At 42.8% G+C, this 20,670-nt stretch carries 17 protein-coding genes and 1 tRNA gene; 4 read left to right on the forward strand and 14 right to left on the reverse strand.

The annotated features are described in order from the left end of the window. On the reverse strand, positions 1–1,496 hold a 1,496-nt coding region (locus tag OW491_RS17545; protein ID WP_290037205.1), incomplete at its 3' end, for an Ig-like domain-containing protein. Between the two features lie 286 nt (positions 1,497–1,782). Beyond that, positions 1,783–2,712: a transcriptional regulator GcvA gene (gene gcvA / locus OW491_RS17550; RefSeq protein WP_075172100.1), complete on the reverse strand. Its 930-nt coding sequence runs from the start codon at positions 2,710–2,712 to the stop codon at positions 1,783–1,785. 123 nt (positions 2,713–2,835) lie between these two features. Between gcvA and OW491_RS17555 the strand changes: the two genes are divergently transcribed. Both OW491_RS17555 and OW491_RS17560 read left to right on the forward strand, forming a co-directional pair. Then, on the forward strand, positions 2,836–3,024 hold the full coding sequence (locus tag OW491_RS17555) for an RSP_7527 family protein (protein WP_075172099.1): 189 nt from the start codon (positions 2,836–2,838) through the stop codon (positions 3,022–3,024). Between the two features lie 145 nt (positions 3,025–3,169). Then, positions 3,170–4,276: a beta-ketoacyl-ACP synthase III gene (locus OW491_RS17560; RefSeq protein WP_290037207.1), complete on the forward strand. Its 1,107-nt coding sequence runs from the start codon at positions 3,170–3,172 to the stop codon at positions 4,274–4,276. A 14-nt stretch (positions 4,277–4,290) separates the two neighbouring features. Here the strand turns inward: OW491_RS17560 and OW491_RS17565 are convergent, their stop codons facing one another. From OW491_RS17565 to OW491_RS17620, 12 genes are all read right to left on the reverse strand, one after another. Continuing rightward, positions 4,291–5,934: an ATP-binding cassette domain-containing protein gene (locus OW491_RS17565; RefSeq protein WP_290037209.1), complete on the reverse strand. Its 1,644-nt coding sequence runs from the start codon at positions 5,932–5,934 to the stop codon at positions 4,291–4,293. Beyond that, on the reverse strand, positions 5,921–7,645 hold the full coding sequence (gene cydD, locus OW491_RS17570) for a thiol reductant ABC exporter subunit CydD (protein WP_290037211.1): 1,725 nt from the start codon (positions 7,643–7,645) through the stop codon (positions 5,921–5,923). Before cydD ends, OW491_RS17565 begins: the two co-directional genes overlap by 14 nt. A gap of 5 nt (positions 7,646–7,650) precedes the next feature. After that, positions 7,651–7,758, reverse strand: a complete 108-nt coding sequence (gene cydX / locus OW491_RS17575; protein ID WP_075172095.1) for a cytochrome bd-I oxidase subunit CydX — start codon at positions 7,756–7,758, stop codon at positions 7,651–7,653. A 46-nt stretch (positions 7,759–7,804) separates the two neighbouring features. Continuing rightward, entirely contained in the window at positions 7,805–8,941 is a 1,137-nt protein-coding gene (gene cydB / locus OW491_RS17580) for a cytochrome d ubiquinol oxidase subunit II (protein ID WP_290037213.1), read from the reverse strand. A gap of 1 nt (position 8,942) precedes the next feature. Next, entirely contained in the window at positions 8,943–10,523 is a 1,581-nt protein-coding gene (locus OW491_RS17585) for a cytochrome ubiquinol oxidase subunit I (RefSeq protein WP_218648459.1), read from the reverse strand. A 186-nt stretch (positions 10,524–10,709) separates the two neighbouring features. Next, the gene (locus OW491_RS17590) at positions 10,710–12,590 is read right to left on the reverse strand and encodes a SurA N-terminal domain-containing protein (protein WP_290037214.1); all 1,881 of its coding nucleotides are present in this window, start codon (positions 12,588–12,590) and stop codon (positions 10,710–10,712) included. A gap of 63 nt (positions 12,591–12,653) precedes the next feature. Beyond that, positions 12,654–12,730 (reverse strand) — tRNA-Asp (locus tag OW491_RS17595). Positions 12,731–12,767: 37 nt separating this feature from the next. Beyond that, the gene (locus OW491_RS17600; RefSeq protein ID WP_075172091.1) at positions 12,768–13,043 is read right to left on the reverse strand and encodes an HU family DNA-binding protein; all 276 of its coding nucleotides are present in this window, start codon (positions 13,041–13,043) and stop codon (positions 12,768–12,770) included. A 133-nt stretch (positions 13,044–13,176) separates the two neighbouring features. Continuing rightward, positions 13,177–15,603: an endopeptidase La gene (lon, locus tag OW491_RS17605; RefSeq protein ID WP_075172090.1), complete on the reverse strand. Its 2,427-nt coding sequence runs from the start codon at positions 15,601–15,603 to the stop codon at positions 13,177–13,179. A gap of 238 nt (positions 15,604–15,841) precedes the next feature. Beyond that, the gene (gene nfuA, locus OW491_RS17610; protein ID WP_290037216.1) at positions 15,842–16,435 is read right to left on the reverse strand and encodes a Fe-S biogenesis protein NfuA; all 594 of its coding nucleotides are present in this window, start codon (positions 16,433–16,435) and stop codon (positions 15,842–15,844) included. A gap of 247 nt (positions 16,436–16,682) precedes the next feature. After that, positions 16,683–17,666 (reverse strand): glycosyl transferase family protein, encoded by a 984-nt coding sequence (locus OW491_RS17615; protein WP_075172088.1) that lies wholly within the window; start codon positions 17,664–17,666, stop codon positions 16,683–16,685. 82 nt (positions 17,667–17,748) lie between these two features. Continuing rightward, the gene (locus tag OW491_RS17620; RefSeq protein WP_290037217.1) at positions 17,749–18,474 is read right to left on the reverse strand and encodes a hypothetical protein; all 726 of its coding nucleotides are present in this window, start codon (positions 18,472–18,474) and stop codon (positions 17,749–17,751) included. Between the two features lie 189 nt (positions 18,475–18,663). Between OW491_RS17620 and rlmD the strand changes: the two genes are divergently transcribed. Both rlmD and OW491_RS17630 read left to right on the forward strand, forming a co-directional pair. After that, on the forward strand, positions 18,664–20,022 hold the full coding sequence (rlmD, locus tag OW491_RS17625) for a 23S rRNA (uracil(1939)-C(5))-methyltransferase RlmD (protein ID WP_290037218.1): 1,359 nt from the start codon (positions 18,664–18,666) through the stop codon (positions 20,020–20,022). Next, the gene (locus OW491_RS17630; RefSeq protein ID WP_290037219.1) at positions 20,019–20,657 is read left to right on the forward strand and encodes an RluA family pseudouridine synthase; all 639 of its coding nucleotides are present in this window, start codon (positions 20,019–20,021) and stop codon (positions 20,655–20,657) included. The genes rlmD and OW491_RS17630 overlap by 4 nt, the downstream gene beginning before the upstream one ends. The last annotated feature ends 13 nt before the right edge of the window (positions 20,658–20,670 follow it).

The raw sequence follows: 20,670 nt of genomic DNA on the forward strand, positions 1-20,670 counted from the left end.
TCGATTGTCACAGTAGCGGTGTCGAATCCACCGTTACCGTCAGTAATGGTGTACTCGTACGTCGCTTCGCCATTGAAGTTCTCATCAGGCGTGAAGGTCACGGTGCCATCAGCGTTAAGGACAACAGTACCGTTCGTTGGGTTAGACACTTCAGTGATCGTGAGTGTATCACCATCTAAATCCGTGTCATTTCCTAGCATTTGCTCTGGAGTTACCGTAACTGGCGTATCTTCCATTCCCCAGAAATTATCAAATGCAGCAACTGGCCCATCATTCTCAGGAGTTACATTGACCGTTACTGTCGCTGTTGTCTCGCCACCATTACCATCACTTACGGTATATTCAAATGTAGCAGGACCTGAGTAATTAGGTGCGGGTGTAAACGTTATTGTTCCATCCGCGTTTAATACAACAGTACCGTTACTTGGATTACCAACAGCCGTGATTGTAAGATTATCACCTTCTGGATCAGAGTCGTTTGCTAAAAGGTCTGAAGGCTGGATAACTAATGGCGCATCTTCTGCTACAGATAAAGTATCGTCAGCCGCGACAGGTGCATCATTTTCACCAATGATAGTAATTGTCACAGTTGCGTAGTTAGACACATTACCTTCTGGGTCTTTAACCGCATAGGTGAATGTGTCTGTAGCCGTCTCACCCGCCGCTAAATAGTCATATGCTGGACCTGGAACATAGGTAAACTGGCCACTTGCTTCATCGAATGAGATAGTGCCGTTAACTGCGTCTGTGTAATCACTGATTACCAGATCACTAATTGGAGTGTCATCATCACAGTCGTTTGCGATTAACGTATTAGCATCTAACGCCAACGAGCCATTTTCTTGAACGGTGAAGGCATCTTCAGCAATAGCAGGACCTGAAACACTAATGTACTTAATTAGGTAGTCGGAAACGTCACACTTATATCCATAAACGTTATCTGACGCTGTAAAAACGATTTCATCAAAAACTAAATCACCCGTATCGATGCTCAGCTCTTTGAAGCAATTTTTGTTGCCGTAAAAATCGCCAGAAGTAACAAGATTCCCTTCGTAATACGCTTCCCAATGACCGCCTTCATTCCCTGAAAGCTTTGAGATACCAACCGTTGCTTTGTTTAAGACTTGATCAAAGCTAATGGTGATTGATTCAGATTGTCCCGTTTTAGCGTTGTATTCAAGTTGCCCTGTTTTATCACATCCGGCATCAACACCAATGCCTTCACAATTGATAAGTGAAGCATGTGTTTTATTACCGTTAATGTCAGTTGCTGAAATTGAAACACCATCAAGCTTCCAATCACTAACGCTTTGAGATTTGCCAGTAGAACCTAAAAATGCAGAATACTTGCTAGAACCAGGATCATCTTTTGCTACAGGAGCAATGGATGTATAGCACCAATCGTCATTTTTATTATCGTGATGTTTATATTTAGACCAGTAAGAGTTGTACCAGCTATAACCGGAATACCCAGAACTCGTATAGTAAAAAGACATGTAATTTCCTCCATGATTTTAGACTCTGTCTATGAGGCAGTTAGCCCGAAACAAAAACCACCTCATTGCAGTCAAAGGCATGTATAACAAATCCACATTACTAATAAAATTTTTTTTAGTTAAAAGTTTGATTTTTTTGCATCTCTAGGCTACGACTCTTAATTAAATTAATAGAGCCTGAATACAAGAGAGGATTTAGAAGATTTTTGCAGGAATGTATCGATATTTCAGTGAAAAAATACCACTGACACTTGTCGCCAATCGACAACTATAATGAGCAACTACGTTAGTTATTGGACTGAGAAACCATGCTGTTTTCTTTAATAACTGAGCCATCAAGCATCTCTTCAATAACCCAATCTTTAAAGGCTTGCATGCCATAAGTTAATAATCGATTTTTTTGGTAAACCAAATAAAACGATTTATGTGTATCCATCATTAAATCAAACGGGACAACCAGTTTACCCTGCTCAATTTCACGTGAAGTAAGCGTGCTATCGGCCAGTGCAACGCCTAGGCCCTCTTGAGCTGCTGCCGTTGCTAATTGACTACTAGACAACTGCAGTCCTCGACTAAAGCCCGTGTACTCTACACCTGCTAATTGCAGCCACTCTGGCCATTCATACAATCGCTTACTCACATGTATGAGTGTATGCCTACGTAAATCAGCGGGTTGAATTAATGGACGAGATCCCGACATAAGCACAGGGCTGCATACAGGCACTTGGAAAACATTACGCAGAAAATGCACTTCAATGTCATGCCAATCTCCATGACCAAAATAAACGGCCATATCAACTGCCGACTTATTAAAATCAATAAGGCCTGTTGATGCACTAATTTGCAGTTCTACATCAGGGTATTTTTCTTGGAAGCGGCTCATTCTAGGCATGAGCCAACGGGTTAAAAAGTTAGGTGCAACACTGATTGTAACAACGTCATTACCCGCGCTGGTAGTTATTCGCTGAGTCGCCACTTCAATTTCATCAAGGGCATGTTTGACCGAAACCAAGTATTGGTGGCCTATTGGGGTGAGCTCAACTTTACGTTTGTTTCTTCTAAACAGAACTAACCCTAAAAATTGCTCAAGCGTTTTTATTTGATGACTAACCGCTGAAGCCGTTATGAATAGCTCTTCAGCCGCCGCAGCGAAACTTTCATTGCGCGCTGCAGCTTCAAATACACGAATGGCGTTGAGTGGGGGTAAGCGTCTGATAGCAGCACCTCATTGATTATTTTTTCTCATCATTCTACTGAGAAATGATCGTTTGTCCAATTCCTCATTCGACCTTAGTATATGTACATACCTTAATCAATTGAGCTTAACCGGAGGCTTAACATGCATACTCAACACAGCATCAAAACAGATTCTACTGGCAACGTCGACACTCAGTATTACATCGATCGCGCTTACCAAATGCGCCGTGAATACAACGCTGAATTATTTGCATCAACAAAACGTTTCGTTAAGTCTTTGTTCCGTATGGAACTACCTAAACTTCATATTGGTCGCCACGCACACCATTAATTGACGGGCACCATTTAATCTTCCGGAATACGGGGCTCCCTTGCCCCGTTACTCCATCCTAATTCTTAAATAAACACCTAACCCAACATCTGTTTTCAATACTCTATCTTTTTGTCCTATACTGCTCTAAAAAAGAAGAGCACCTATGGATACTATACGCCCTTTCATCACAGGCTCAGGCCTCTGGAAACCCGCTAATACCATCTCTAATGACGAACTTGTGCATAGTTATAATGCATGGGTGGAACAAAACATAGCACTATTTGGTAACAAGCCTCCTTTTTCCAATAGCGAATTTATAGAAAAAGCTTCCGGCATTAAAAGCCGTTATGTTATAGAAAAAGACGGTATTTTAGATACAAATAGAATGCGACCATCACTGACTGAACGCCCTGATGATGACATCTCTTTACAAGCCGAGATGGCAATAGAAGCCGCTAAAGACGCACTATGTGCAGCGAATAAGCTCCCAAATCAGATAGATGCCGTTATAGTTTCTTCATCTTACACGCAACGACCTTATCCTGCGATCGCAATTGAGGTTCAGCACGCGCTGGGAATAGACGGGTTCGCTTTTGATATGCAAGTTGCTTGCTCCTCTGGCACCTTTGGTTTGCATCGAGCTTATGAAATGGTCAAAGCCGGTACGGCTAACTCGGTATTGGTTATTTCCCCGGAGTTAACATCACCTCAAGTCAACTTCACCGACCGTGACAGCCATTTTATTTTTGGTGATGTTGCAACAGCAATGGTTGTTGAAAACTCCAAAGCCATTACTTCACCTTTACATACATTTGAAATGGTCAGCGTCCGAGCGGCGACACAGTTTTCGAATAATATACGCTCTAACTTTGGGTATACCGCTCGTGCCTGCGATACAGACCCTTTTTCACCTCAAGCATTGTTTCATCAAAACGGGAGAAAGGTTTTTAAAGAGGTTTGCCCCATGGCTGCTGATCACTTAGATAATCATGTAGCCTCTAATGGCTTAAAGACTAGTGATATAAAGCGTTGGTGGCTACACCAAGCAAATATCAATATGAATCAGCTAATTATCCGTCGTTTATTAGGGAAAGATGCAGATCAACTGACCGCTCCAATTATTCTTGATCAATTCGCCAATATAGCCTCTGCAGGATCTTTGGTTGCCTTTAATTTATATCATCAAGATATGGAGCCAAACGACCTTGGTGTTATCTGCTCGTTTGGCGCTGGGTACTCAATAGGGAGTCTGTTACTGAAAAAGATTTGATGCTCATATGGCCCTTATAGATGCAAAGATTTAGCGCGCTCATTAAGTCTTGTATCTATATGGCTAATAAATACGAGAATATTAGGCTTATACTCACCCTCTAGTGATGTGATTAAATGCTCTATCGTGCCCTGATCTAAGCCATCAAACGGTTCATCTAATAATAAAATAGGGGCTTTGCGAATCAGCAATCTAGCTAAGGCTAGACGCTTAATCTGACCTCCGGATAAATCTTTTCCCTGAGCACTTAAAAACGTATACATACCTTGAGGTAGCCCGTGAGCCCAATCATCCAATTTGACTGCCGCTAACGCCTTCAACACTTCTTCATCGGAGGCTTCTGGCTTTCCAAGCCTAATATTAGCTGCAACACTTTGCTGGAAAATATAAGGACTCTGAGGCAAGTAACTGACATAAGCTTGATAAGCTGGTTCTCCATATAAATCGATTACCTGATCATTGATCAATGAAAGGCCTTGCGAATAACACTCCCCTGCCATTGAAGATAATAATGTCGATTTGCCACAACCACTGTTTCCTATAATAGCTAGAGTGTCTCCCACTTTAAGCCGCATAGATACAATAGGGCTGCCCAAAAGCGAAGGAAGATGTACCCCTTTCCAATTTTTAAAAGAGAGCGAATCAATGTGAGAAATAGCTAGGTTGGATTTTGGTTTAACCTGCACTTCAATCTGTTTTAGCCGTTTCAAGCCAACTTTCGCTTGTGCGTGTGCTAAAAACAACTGAGCCAATGGAGTCATCAGCTCATTAAGTGCTAGGAGAGATAGCAGCAGACCAACAAACCACGCGGCATCTATGCCGTCAATCAATGTAAAGTGTTTATTTGAAGACTCATACTGAACGACTAATGTCACGAGCAAGGTTAGCAAAGCAATTGCAACAAGATTGATTAAGAACTTAGCGACGCTCAATAACATCTGTATCTGTTTATCATTTTTTCTCTGTCGATTATCCAACTGATGCAAGCGCGACGAATAAGAAGACCAATTCCCACGAATAGTTAACGTAATTAGAGAGGAAAATACGCTAATAAAACGACTTCGGCGATGTATACCTAATACTTGAGATGAGTAAACTCTCTTTAATCCCCAGCGCATCAAGAGACAAGGTATAACACAAAGGTGCAAAATAGCACCAACCAGCAAAGGCCACCCTAGTGAAGCATTAATATAAAAAGCCAAACAGATAACCAAACAATAGGCACCCAACGCATATAGCCAAGGGAAAAAAACCATCAACGGCCAGCGTATAATTTGGTCTACGTCTGCTACTATTCGTTGCAACAAATCGCCTTTACTTTCTTTTGAAACAAGAGCGGGATCTCTATCCGCGCGCTGATCCCAGACCCATAAACGCAACAACCTCAATAGATCAAGTAAATGACTATGAGCAAAAACTTGTTCGCCGTATTTTCCAGCAGTTCTTAATATAGCCATAAGGCGAATGATTGCCCCCGGCGTAAAGTAATTAAAAAATAGGAGACCACCGGCTAAGCCGGCAGCCGAAATAAACCAACCGGATACACCGAGAAGTGCTACGCCCGCTATACTTGATATTACCCCTAAGAGCCCGGACATAACCAACCCAGTTAAACTGGCCGTTAACAGATGCTTTAAAGACAGTTTATGCAACTTCATAAAGCCCTTCCTTAGTCAGTTTCCAATGTTTATCAACCCACTCAATGGGGTGCGTATCATGACTAACGACTAATAAGGTTTTCTGCTCTGACACGCGATTAATTGTTTCTAAAACCGCTTCAGCTGTCTCTTGATCAAGGCTTGCACAAGGCTCGTCTAAAAGCCAAACATCTGCGTTGGATAATAACGCTCGCGCAATAGACAGTCGTTGCATCTGCCCACCGGACAGCCCTGTCCCTAACTCTGAAAGCTTGGTATCTAAACCGTTAGGTAATTTTTTAATAAAAATATTGGCTTTGCTTTTTTCTAAAGCGTCATGAATGCTTGCACTATCTAAATTACTCAGGCCTAACGTAAGATTTTGACGAATGGTTCCATTAATCCATTCAGGAGACTGAGGTATCCAAGCTAGTCGTGAACGCCATTGAGATAAGTCGGCTTGTTTTATATCAATACCGTCAATTAGGCATTGCCCCCTATAGCTATCCTCAAAGCCTAAGAGAATATAAAGCAAACTGGATTTACCAACACCTGACTCCCCACTGAGCCAAATACGTTCGCCTTCGTGTATATGACCGGAGATTGAAACTAGCCGAGTCCGCTTATTCGCGTCTAAAGACAATGAATCAAAAAGCATCAGTGTTTGTGGAGTCTCACTATCTTTCAAGTGAACTTGTGTTGTAGAACTATCACTAGTAGAAGCCTCTAATATCTGCAAAATTCCTGATGCTGCTGCTTCTGCTTTTTGTTTGGCGTGATAGTCTTGCCCTAATTGGCGTAAAGGAAGGTAAAACTCAGGGGCCAACAACAACAAGAAAAAAGCATTAGTCAAGGTAACAGGCGAAGAACCCAGCTGCCAAGGTAACTTTTCAAGCAAACCTAGTCCTAAATACAAAGCAACCATTGCGATAGATAATGAAGCGAAAAGCTCTAAAGTAGCTGTCGATAAAAAAGCGAGACGCAGTACCCCCATAGAAGTACTTTGATAAGCTTTTGCACTTGATGAAAGCCTTTCCCTTGCATCCTTAACTCTTGAGAGACGTCTAAGCTCAGATAAACCTTGGTTCATATCCATAAATTGATTGGATAACATTGCCAGCACTGAAAACTGCTTTCGGTTAGCATTTGCAGCTTTATGCCCCACCAAAACCATAAAAAAAATCACTAAAGGTGCCGTCAATAAAAAAATGAAAAACGTAATAAGCGATATAGGCAACACCGTTAGCAGTATAATAAATGGGGCTACAGTCACCATAAATGTCTGCGGTTTATAACGCGAATAATAGTCATCTAAGGCATCGACCTGCTCATAAACTCGAGTCGATAAAGCGGCATCTTCATCAATAACCGATCGTTTAGGCCCTAAAAAAGTTAATTCGCTTAATAATTTTTTCCGCAAATTGAAACGAATGTTACGACTCGCTTCAGAGGCGATAAGATCTCTGATGAGATGTAAAACTGATCGTAAAAGCCACGCTAACAGGCCTAAAATCAACATAAAAAACGATAACGTATTAAATGAGACGAGACCGGCAAAGAGGTTAGATAAAGCCCACGCTTGAACAACTATCAAAAGCCCTGCCAACATGCCTAGCACATTCACATAGCGATATTTTATACGTTGAAAACCGACTAAATCTTTCAGGAATAACGTTTCATTAGTAAAAGAGCGCCCTTTATGGCGCTCTTTGTTTTTAGAGTCTTGATTCATTTAGCTCAGGCTTCCTCTTCACCCTCATACCCTTTAAATTCGAGCCAAACAGCATTGATAATGCCAAATGAACACGCTAGCAGCACACCCAGAATCCAAGCAAAGTACCACATATCTTATTCCTCCACCTTGAAGCCACGCTTCAAAGTTATTTACATATTAATACAATGAGTGCGTATTCTTTTCTATGTGAGCTTTACTAATACGCCCGAACATAACCCAGTAGCTCCATAAGGTGTAAATCAAAATAATTGGCACAAAAACACACGCGACAAAAAACATGATTTTAAGTGTCATTTCACTGGATGTTGCATCCCAGAGAGTCAAGCTCATTCCGGGCTGTGAAGAAGACGGCATTAAAAAAGGAAACATTGATCCCCCAGCGGTAACTATAATGCCCGCGATACCCAACGATGAACTCAAAAAAGCCAATGCGCCTTTACGCAGAGCACCAGCCAAACTAGCTACCAACATGCCAGCAACCCCCAACACAGGCGCAAGCAATAACACAGGATATTTTTCATAGTTATTCAGCCATGCTCCAGATTGAATCTCAACCGACTTCATTAATGGAGTTAAGACGTCATTACCATTCACCTGGCTCGTGATCACATACCCATCTATTCCAAAAGCTAACCACAAACCTGCAAGCACAAAGCACAAACATGCCAATAACCCAGTGATTAATGTTGCGCGTGCAACTTTTATTAGCAAGTGGCCATCAGTCTTAATCAGAAGCCAAGCCCCACCTTGAGTCATGATCATTAGTAAGCTAACAACACCGCATAGCACAGCAAAAGGATTCAATAGAGCGAAAAACGTGCCTGTATATGTCACCCGAAGGTAGCTATCAAACTCAAAAGGTACTCCTTGCAATAAATTACCAAATGCCACACCGAAGATAATTGGCGGCACAGCAGAGCCGAACGTAATCCCCCAGTCCCAACTATTACGCCATGAAGGGTTCGGTAATTTAGAACGGTAATCGAAGCCAATGGGTCTGAAAAAAAGCGCGACTAAGGTCAAAATCATTGCAAAGTAAAAACCCGAAAAAGAGGTCGCATAAACAATAGGCCATGCTGCAAAGAGCGCACCACCGGCGGTTATAAACCATACTTGATTTCCATCCCAATGCGGGGCAATGGAATTAATCATTACGCGACGTTCGATATCATCGTTGCCAACTATTCTCAGCAGGCTACCTACTCCCATATCGAAGCCATCGGTTACCGCAAAACCAATCAGCAAAACACCTATCAATGCCCACCATATTAGTTTTAATAATTCATAATCCATTTTACTGCTCCCCCTGAACGCGCATTTGAGCTATATCACCTTCTAAAGCATAGCGCCCTGTATGTAAGCTGGATGGTCCTTTTTTGGCGAATTTAATCATTAGATACATTTCTGCAAAAAGGAAAACAGTATATAGAGCAGTCATCAAGCCCATCGATAGCCAAATCTCGCCTGCTGACAGACTAGATACGGCGACATGTACCGGTAATATTTCTCCTATTGCCCATGGCTGCCTGCCATACTCAGCGACAATCCACCCGGTTTCACAAGCGATCCACGGAAGCGGTAGACTACATAAGATAATACGAAGAAATAAACGGTTGTTGCCGATGCGACGACGCGCATTTTGATAAAAAGCAGTAGCAAAAATGATCAGCATGATGAAACCTGCCGCGACCATAATACGAAAAGCAAAAAAGATAGGCGCTACACGAGGGATACTATAATCAACAGCTTGATCTATCTGTTCGGAGGTTACGTTGTTTATGTCATCCGTAAATGCAGTAACTAGTAACCCATAACCTAAATCGTCTTTTACCTTTTCGAAATTTTCTTTAACAAGTTCGTCTGTAGAACCCGAGCGCAACTTATCAAGCAATTGATTAGCATAAATGCCATTTATTATACGTTGACGGTTATGAGCCTTTAGATCCGCTATCCCTTCCACCTCCTCAGTAAAAGAGCGTGTTGCGATTAAACCTAAGACTCCTGGGATACGAATAGCATATTCCGTCTCCCCTATTTCCTGATTCGGAAAACCGATTAGTGTAAAAGCAGCAGGTGCTTCATGCGTATGCCATTCAGCTTCGACAGCAGCCAGCTTAACTTTTTGAACATCACCTAGCTCATAGCCAGACTCGTCACCTAAGATAATAACACTGATAATAGAAGCCAGACCAAAAGCCGAAGCGATAGCAAATGAACGCCGCGCAAAGGGTAAATCGCGATTTTTGAGTAAGTAATAACTGGAAATCGCTAATACAAAAACCGCACCTGTTACATACCCTGCTGACACAGTATGTACAAACTTAACTTGTGCTACAGGGTTAAATAGCAAAGCGCCGAAGTCGACCAACTCCATTCGCATCGTTTCATAATTAAACTCTGACCCAACAGGATTTTGCATCCATCCATTAGCTATCAAAATCCACAAAGCCGAAAAGTTAGAACCCAATGCAACACCCCAAGTCACTAATAAATGCTTAAGCTTGCTTAGGCGGTCCCAGCCAAAAAAGAACAAACCAACTAAAGTTGATTCGAGAAAAAAAGCCATTAAACCTTCAATGGCTAGTGGAGCTCCAAAAATATCTCCCACATAATGGGAATAATAAGACCAGTTTGTTCCAAATTGAAATTCCATGGTTAAACCGGTTGTCACGCCTAAAGCAAAGTTGATTCCAAACAACTTTCCCCAAAACTTAACCATGTCTTTATAGACTTGTTTTCCGGTAATAACATAAACCGACTCCATGATGGCGAGAATGAATGACATTCCCAACGTCAGGGGTACAAAAAGGAAATGGTACATTGCAGTTAAAGCGAACTGCAATCTAGACAGCTCTACTACAGCTTCGTTAATGATCATCATTTTGACCTACTTCTGCATATTTAAATTAGGCGCTTAACACAGTAAGAAGCACCTACCACTAAACTAGTGCAGATTAAAATAGGCCCACTTTTAAATCATTAACTTACATCAACAAATGCTAATATACATAGACAAAAAAAAGCCTAGCTAACAAGCTAGGCTTTTTCATATGTGTCTGTTCTATTTACGCTCAATTTCAGCGCTATCAGTAACTGATTTAGCAACCATTTTATACGCTTCCTGACCTTTCATTGAGGCTAAATATTGCCCCATTGCGTTCAACGTATCTTCATTTTCTGCCGCTTCTGATTGAGTCACAGCAGTTAATTGAATGACCGCCACACTTCCGTCAGCTAATACAGCTTTAGAGGCTGTAGGAGCACCATCAGGATGCGGCATGGCAAATAGTTTACCAACCACTTCCGCGGGAGCTGAAGAAGCTGAACGGCTAAGCGACTCAAGCGCATTTACCTGAGCATCATCAGCAGCCATGGATAATGATGTACCGCTATTTAACGCGGCTAATTTACTATCAGCTTTTTCATTCAACGCTTTTGAAGCATTATCATAGGCTATTTGATCTCGTAACTGATCAGAGACTTCTTCTAACGATAGCTCTCGAGGCTCAAAATGGTCTTTGACGCGTAAAACCATAGTACGGTCTTGATCAATCTCTATCGGCGTACTATTGAGCCCTTCATTTAATTGCTCATCAGCAAATGCCGCTTCAATTACTTGAGCGTTACTCGTAAACACATCCGCCCCACCAGAACGATCAAAAGGCGCACTCACTTCAATAGGTAAGCCCATTACTTCCGAAGGCTCAGCAAGGTCTCCTGCTGAATACGTGGTATCCGCTAATTGCTCTAAACCTTCTACGTATTCAGACTCAACTTTACGAGTCACGATATCATCTTCAAGAGAACGCTTTAATTCTTCAAATGAAGGCATTGTAGACTCGGTTTCGCTGATCAGTTTGATGATATGGTAGCCAAACTCTGTACGCACTGGCTCAGAAACATCGCCAGGTTTTAACGCAAGCATCGCATTGTCAAAGGGCTCAGATAGCATACCCGTTGTTACATTACCGAGATCACCACCGGATTGAGCCGAGCCAATGTCGTCCGATTCAGCTTTAGCTAGCTCATCAAACGCAGCACCCTGATCCAATTGCGACTTAATTGATTCAGCTTTAGCTAGCGCTGCTTCATCATCTTGGTCAGGAGAAATTTCAACCAAAATATGCGCTACATGACGCTCATTTTGCGGTGCAAAGGACGCTTGACGCTGTTGGTATTCAGACTGTAACTCTTCATCAGTAACAGTTATCGCATCACGCATCGCCTGCTTATCAAGCACAATGTACTCTATAACGACCTGCTCTGGCGTTGTTAACGAACTACGCTCTTGATCATAGCGAGCCTTAATTTCATCGTCGGTGACTGCTACTTTAGCGGCTTCGATATCTAACGGCATAGTAAAGTAGTTACCTGAACGCGTTTGCGTTTCAAGGTCAACTACCTGTTTTAGCTGCGCTGGCACAACAAACGATGAAAGCTGATAAGCATTAGCCTCTTGAGCTAAGATTCGCTCTTTGCGCATCAAGTCACGATACATAAGTGGCGTTAAACCAGCGTTACGAAGTACCGCCTGAAATTGATCCGAATTAAACTTCCCGTCAATTTGGAAGTCAGGCGTTTCTATGATCATTTGATCAAGCATACGATCAGAAACATACAAACCTTTATCTTGCGCCGAGATCAATAAAGCTTTTTGTTCAATTAAGCTTTCTAAAACCATACCGCTGATCACATTCTCATCAAGCAATGCAGGGTTTGCATTCTCGCCCATTTGAGAAAGCAACTGACGACGCTGTATTTGCGTTGCCTGATACAGTTCTTGCTCAGTGATCTCTTCACCATTTACGCTGGCTGGCGCGTTGGAGCCTGCCGTTAGACTGACTAACGATTCGACACCAAACAGTGCGAAAGTAACAACGATTAAACCAACAATAACTTTAGCGACAATACCTTGAGAATTATCGCGAATCGATTGCAGCATGATTCACCTAGTATCCATTGTTCAAAAAAAAAGCGCATTCCCAGAATGCGCCTTTTTCAAAAGTGGCGGAACGGACGGGACTCGAACCCGCGACCCCCTGCGTGACAGGCAGGTATTCTAACCAACTGAACTACCGCTCCAGATTCGGGATTAAAACGCTTACGCGATTAGCCCCTATTACTTGTTAACTGCGTCTTTAAGCGCTTTACCCGGTTTGAAAGTCGGCAATGTAGCCGCAGCAATTTCAATTGGGTTGCCTGTCTGAGGGTTACGACCTGTACGTGCCGCGCGCTCTTTTACAGAAAAAGTACCAAAACCAACAAGTGCTACTGACTCACCTTTCTGCAAAGCAGAAGAGATAGAATCTAAAGCACCGTCTAATGCGCGACCAGCAGCTGCTTTTGGAATGTCTGCAGATGCTGCAATTGCGTCGATTAATTCAGACTTGTTCACGATGTTCCCCTTTATCGAGTCGATTATTTTTTATGTTCTGTAGTCCATGCCCAGCACAAATATCTCGCACTTTATACCAACTGGCAGAAACAAGTGTCAAGCTCCAACCCCCTGATTCTGCCTATGTTTCCGGTTAATGCGTGTTTATTTGTCCTGTTTCAGACTTAGACGATTTTTTTTCTGAAGAAGCAGCTTCTACTTCTTCATCTGATAGCGGCTTAGGTTGATAAGTCAAGGCAATTTCAAGAACTTCATCAATCCATTTTACGGCCTTAATATCTAGGTCGGCCTTAATGTTATCAGGTATTTCTTTCAGGTCACGCTGATTTTCATCAGGAATGACTACCGTTTTAATACCACCACGGTGCGCGGCTAATAACTTCTCTTTTAAACCACCAATTGGCAGCACTTGTCCACGCAACGTAATTTCACCTGTCATCGCTACATCAGCCCGGACAGGTATATTAGTCAGCGCTGAAACCAGAGCTGTACACATGCCTATACCTGCACTTGGGCCATCTTTTGGCGTAGCACCTTCTGGAACATGAATGTGGACATCATTTTTCTCATGAAAATCCGCGGGAATACCTAAAGAACGTGCTCGACTTCTGACTACAGTCAAGGCGGCCTGTATAGATTCCTTCATTACATCACCTAGGCTACCCGTAGTGACTTGCCTACCCTTACCCGGTACAACAGTGGATTCTATTGATAAGATATCACCGCCTACTTGGGTCCAAGCTAATCCTGTCACTTGGCCAATTTGATCTTTCTCTTCAGCTAAACCAAATTTACATTTTTGGATTCCGCTGTAGTGCTCTAATTCTGCAGATGTAATCTTAACCGGAGCTTTCAATTTACCTAAAGATAAATCTTTTACGACTTTTCGGCAGATTTTAGCAACTTCTCTTTCAAGTCCACGAACACCTGCTTCACGCGTGTAGTAACGGATCAAACCTGTGATGGCGTCATCACCCACTTCGATCTCTTTATCTTTAAGCCCATTTTGCTTGATCTGCTTTGGCACAAGATATTTACGTGCAATGTTTAACTTTTCATCTTCTGTGTAACCAGGGATGCGTATTAGTTCCATTCTATCCAGTAACGGGCCAGGGATATTCATGGAATTAGATGTACATACGAACATAACGTCCGATAAATCGTAATCCACTTCCAAATAATGGTCATTGAATGACGAGTTTTGCTCAGGATCAAGCACTTCTAATAACGCAGAGGAAGGATCACCACGGTGGTCCATACCCATTTTGTCGATTTCATCAAGTAGGAATAACGGGTTTCGAACACCCACCTTCGCCATTTTCTGAATCAACTTACCAGGCATCGAACCGATATACGTGCGACGGTGGCCACGAATTTCAGCCTCATCCCGCACGCCACCTAAAGCCATGCGCACATATTTACGGTTAGTTGCGCGCGCAATAGAACGGCCTAGAGAGGTTTTTCCGACCCCAGGTGGACCTACTAAGCACAATATTGGTCCTTTGAGCTTCTTAACCCGTTTTTGGACGGCTAAATACTCTAAAATACGCTCTTTGACCTCTTCTAGCCCAAAGTGATCTTCATTTAAAATCGCTTCGGCCTGAGCCATATCATGGCGCACTTTTGAGCGTTTAGACCAAGGTATTTGCAGCATCCAATCGATATACCCACGTACAACGGTTGCTTCAGCGGACATTGGGGACATCATTTTGAGCTTATTATACTCTGCCAACGTTTTATCGTACGCCTCTTTGGGCATACTCGCTGCATCGATCTTATTTTTCAGTTCTTCAATATCGCTTGCGCCATTCTCATCGAGGTCACCCAACTCTTTCTGGATGGCCTTCATTTGCTCATTGAGATAGTACTCACGCTGGCTTTTTTCCATCTGCTTTTTAACACGACCACGGATCCGTTTCTCGACTTCAACAAGGTCGATTTCGGCTTCCATGAGTGACATCAAATGCTCTAAGCGTTGGCGATTATCAAGCATTTCGAGAATGCTTTGCTTTTCATCCAACTTTAGTGACATGTGAGCCGCAATTGTGTCCGATAAGCGGCCTATATCATCAATATTCTGTAGTGATGTGAGCACTTCAGATGGTATTTTTTTGTTGATTTGTATAAAGCGATCAAACTGCTCTAATGCTGTGCGCTTGTAAACTTCACTTTCAGCTGCACTTAATTTTTCAACGGGCAAACTGCTAACAGTCGCCGAAAAGAAACCTTCATCGTCTGCGAGCTCATTAATTTGTGCTCGATAGTCACCCTCAACCAAAACTTTAACTGTTCCGTCGGGCAGTTTTAGCATTTGCAAGACACTGGCAACGGTACCAATATTGAAGAGATCGCTAGCTACAGGTTCATCGTCAGAGGCATTTTTCTGGGCTATCAGTAAAATTTCTTTATCACCCTCCATTGCTGCTTCCAATGCTTCGATAGACTTTTCACGGCCAACAAACAAAGGAATAACCATATGAGGGTACACAACAACATCGCGTAGCGGCAGAACGGGAAGCTCTACATGTAACGTATCGGCATTAGCTTCTAACTTATCCATAGTGGATTTTGCCTCTCTACAGGGCACCTTAGGTTAATAGATAGTAAGCCTAGGTGCGAAAAAATGGACATTAATATCAAAAATAATTTATGGGGACGCTAAACAGAAAAACAAGTTAACATACTCACATTATTGCCCGATATTGAATGACAAGCTCTTGGAGTTATAGCAACTCATTTGTAAACACGCAATGTGGATGCCGCATACAGACACCCTGAATGCGGCCAAGGGAGGATGTTTATTTATAGTACGCGTTATCTGTCACCGTGTGATCGGTTACATCTTTAACAGCGACTAAGCTAGGAAGCCTTTCTATTAATGTTTTTTCGACCCCATCTTTAAGAGTTAGGTCAACAGCACTACAGCCCTGGCAACCACCGCCAAATTGTAAAATGGCAATGTACCCTTCTTCTTCCTCTAGCAGCTCCATTAGCTTTACTTCACCGCCATGAGAAGCAAGGCCAGGATTGATTTCAGAATATAAGATATAGTTGATTTGCTCATTCATCGGGCTGTCAGATGACACTTTAGGGACTTTAGCATTTGGGGCTTTAATCGTGAGTTGGCCACCCATGCGGTCCTGAGAATAATCGACTGTCGCTTCTTCTAAGTAAGGAAGGCTGTTGCGCTCAAAATAGAAACGCAAATGTTCCAATTCTAAAATTTCATCTTCTGGATTGATTTCATCCGGGCGACAATAAGCCAAACACGTTTCAGCATACGGCGTACCGGGCTGTGTAACAAACATTCTTACTGCGATACCTTCTACGTTCTGCTTTTCAAGCAGATCAGCCAGATAAACTTCTGCGCCTTTGGTAACCGTCATATTCATAATAAAACACCTGATGACCGACTTACATTTACACTCAGGATACACGCATTGCAATCCTGAGTAAATTGATCAGCTATTAGCTATAGTAGTACTTTTTACATTGTGTCAGCTGAGCCTGTAGAAGTGATTATTGGTGCGAAAACAATCTTTTCAAGTAACGGTATTAAATTCGCATTACTTAGCCATAACAACGCCTGCTTTATCAAAACTCAAGCACTACAATTATGCATTGCCCGAACAAACTATATTAAAAACGCGCTTTATTACGCCGTTTCCAATACAACTCAGCTAAGGGCACCGCCGAAGCTTGATCCTCCGCCTTACCTAATAAAACGAGTAAAGCAGCGAGTGTTGATATTAAAGCCCCTTCTCCATACTCATGTGTCAGTTCGCCGCGCCACAATGCTAATAGCTGGTCTGTTTCGAGTGTCTCCTCTTTTACTAATCGACGAGGATAAACACGAGACCAAATCTGATCTGATAGCTGACCTTCTTTTATCCATCTAACCTCACAATCTGAATCGGGTTTTAGCTCAGCCTCACCACCATCCCCTCGAATCGTTAAACTATGCTGAACACCTAATAAGTGGCTAGCTTTTTGGTGCATAGGCGCATAAGCCGGATGGAAGACGCCATCGACTGTGCAGCTTGCAGAAAGAGGATTTATAAGTCGGCACAACGTGTGCACGGGTGAACGCAAACCCAAGATTGATCGCAATTCAATAATTTCACCAAGTCGCGGGACAAGAGTATTAATAGACATAAAAGCAAAGCTGTGTGAGTCTAAGGCCTGCTGCACTTCATCCCATGTTTGGGAAGCTGACATACCAAACAAAGACAGCATATCTTCAGTGTAAATCCGTCCGGGTGTATGCCCACGAGAACCATGCATGAACACACGCACACCTTCCCCCGATAATACAAAGGCCGCCAGCATATACCACGGAAGTTGGCGCTTTTTACCCGCGTAGGACGACCAATCCAAATCGACTTGCAGAGAACTTGGCGCATGAGCGTGTAAGCGGGCGGCTTTTACAAAACCGGTAAGCTCCTCGGGCGACTCTTCTTTGACTCGAAGCAACATAAGAAATGCACCTAACTGCTCAGGTCGTACTTGATCAGTTAGGATCATACTCATTGCGTCAAAAGCCTCATCCTCGGTTAAAGAACGGGACCCTTTTTTGCCTTTTCCTAAAATACGTACAAAGGGAGCAAACGGATGTTCTGCCACAATTTTTCTCCTAGAAACGATTGGAAGTACTATATCGCAAAATAGAGAAGTTAGTGTGAGGCACCCGCAAAATGTAAGCTAGCTATTTGCTTAAACTGTTCGTAAAGAACGAAAATGTCGGCGATGGCTGAGTGGAATCGACATCAGGTGCCGCTTCTGACTCATAAGCTGAAGAACAGGAGGCCCCACAGTTTGCGTTACTCGTACAGCCAATCCGTGTAACTGGAAAGTTCTTTGCATCATTCACGCCCTCTAAAGCTTCACCAACAAGCGAATAGTAAAAGCCATCTTGTACTTTAAGCAGCTCGTCAATTGCAAACAATAAAGGAAGCGCAGGCGGGTTTACATGATCAATTTTTTCTCGTTCACACGATAGCCGCCATGCCCTTTTTAGACTTGCATTGCCCATGTGTTGTGCGGGATTGTTAAGGGGCAAACTTGGCACGTGATCTAAGAATCGGCCCAATCCCTTTTTACAAAACTTACGATACTGCGCTGTAAATAAAATAAATTCATGCCACGCCTCGTCTACAACTTTTGATGGCATAGCGACTGCGTTGTTACCGGCGACATTACAAATATGAAAGTACGAACGTAAACCATCCAAGATCATATCGATATCTGAATCGTTAAAGTGAGGGTACTTTTCCAGCAGTTTATTTCGAATAGTGTCGGGAAATTTGTATCGATTTATGTAAGGGAGTCGGCGTTTATGGCGCCTTAAAAATAAGGCCAATAGTAAGTTCAGTAGAATTGCTACCGTTAAAATCAAATCAAAATTAACGCGGGTACCGGCCTCAGTAAGCACATCATGTTCCTTATGCTGCTAATCTGAATAACTTCTTCCTTGAATTCATGCGTCTTTTGCATGATTACACGCAGAATTTGCGCCCAGTGACAAAAAAAGTCAAGGCAACAAACAATTTCAATCAACACAACAAACCGATCCGGTAATGCTTTGTGCTACTATAGCCGCGCTCAAATTCAGGATACCTCTATGAAAAAAAATGCCATTCGCTTTGGCCGGCCTGCCCCGCGCAAACCTGCATCGTCCAATGCCCCCTTTACAGTAGATATTGAACGATTAAGCCATGATGGACGCGGCGTCGCGCGCTTAAACGGAAAGACCATTTTTATTGAGGGAGTGCTACCTGGAGAGACAGTTATAGCCAAAGTCACACAAACACATAAACGGTTTGACGAAGCCTCTGTGCAATCAATCGTTACACCATCCAGTGAGCGTGTAAGCCCAACCTGCGAGCATTATGAAGATTGCGGCGGCTGCCAGTTACAACATTTAGCTACGGCTGAACAAATACGTTACAAAGAAGAAAATGTGCTGAGCCTTCTACAGCGAATGAGCAGCATTACCCCAGCACAGATAGATGCGCCTATTCTATCTGACGCTTTCGGATACAGGCGATCGGCTAGGGTCGGACTGAATGTCTTGCAGCGCAACGATGAAGTCATAGCAGGGTTTAGACGACGCCAGTCAAACAAACTTTTACCCATTAAACATTGCCCAGTTTTGTCGCCCCGCCTGGATGGAATCTTTACTGACCTACAAAAGAGCTTATCTACTCTGAGCAACCCCAAACAACTTACACATGCCGAAGTACAACTGGGTGATGCAGGTATAACCTTGACACTACGCTGCAAAGGCAGTTTAAAAAGCAGTGACAAAAAACTCCTTAGCGCATGGGCAGAACAAAAGGCATTCAATCTGTTTATACAAACAGATACAAAAACACTAAACCTACATCAGCAACATGATGACTATTATCAGCTGCTTAATGGCAACTTGAGACTAGACTTTGCGTCAGGTGATTTCTTACAAGTAAACCCTGCCGTTAATGATAAAATGATTGACCAAGCATTGAGCTGGTTAGCCCTAGACAAAAGCGACAACGTACTCGATTTATTCTGCGGTTTAGGCAACTTTACTTTACCCATCGCCCCCTATGTTAACCACATTATCGGTGTTGAAGGTATCGAAAAAATGGTTGCACAAGCAACCGCTAACGCAACCCGCAATAACCTTACTAATGCCCAATTTTTTCGGGCGGATCTGAGTCAAGATCTATCAAGCGAAACATGGCTTAATCAGCCTATAAACAAAATAATCCTAGACCCTCCTAGAACCGGCGCATACGAACTGTTAAAACAATTACCCGTAACAGCAACCGATATCCTTTATGTTTCTTGCGAGCCGTCGGCATTAGCGCGAGATGCAGAACTGTTAACCCAAAAAGGCTATTCGATGGTGCGCTTTGGAGTAATGGATATGTTCCCACAAACGAACCACGTTGAATCGATGGCGCTATTTCAAAAAACAACAAAAGGTAAGAGCTCATGATAGAGGGAGTACAGATTCCAGTGCTTTACCAAGATGAGCACCTTATTATTGTAGATAAACCAGCTGACGTGCTTTCAGTACCTGGACGAGGGCCTGACAAACAAGATTGCGTCATTAGTCGTGTGATCAATCAAGGGTTTGCCAGCGCTAAAATTGTTCACCGCCTTGATTACGCCACTTCAGGATTGATGGTAATTGCCCTAACGCCAGAAACTCACAAAGCGTTGAGTCTATTGTTTCAAAATAGAAAAACTGAAAAAGCCTACGAGGCTATAATTCATCAATGCCCTGCTGAAGATAACGGTATAATTACAGAACCTTTACGTTGTGACTGGGAAAGAAGACCTTTACAAATAGTGGACTACGAACACGGTAAACCCTCAACTACTCATTGGAAAATACTAGAGCGTATGGCCAATAAGGCCCGAGTTGAGTTAACCCCCATAACCGGGAGATCACACCAACTCAGGGTACATATGCAGTGGTTAGGCCACCCGATTTTAGGCGACCACTTTTACGCAGAAGAAGACATACAAAAAGCGGCCGATCGTTTATTGCTGCATGCAAAGATGCTCAGCTTTGTGCACCCTCAAACGCAAGTGCCAATGCATTTTACATCAGCCCCAAGCTTCTAAAACCACACATGCT

Origin of the sequence: Neptunomonas sp. CHC150 (assembly GCF_030397555.1) — a bacterium.
Classification (GTDB): domain Bacteria; phylum Pseudomonadota; class Gammaproteobacteria; order Pseudomonadales; family Balneatricaceae; genus Neptunomonas; species Neptunomonas phycophila.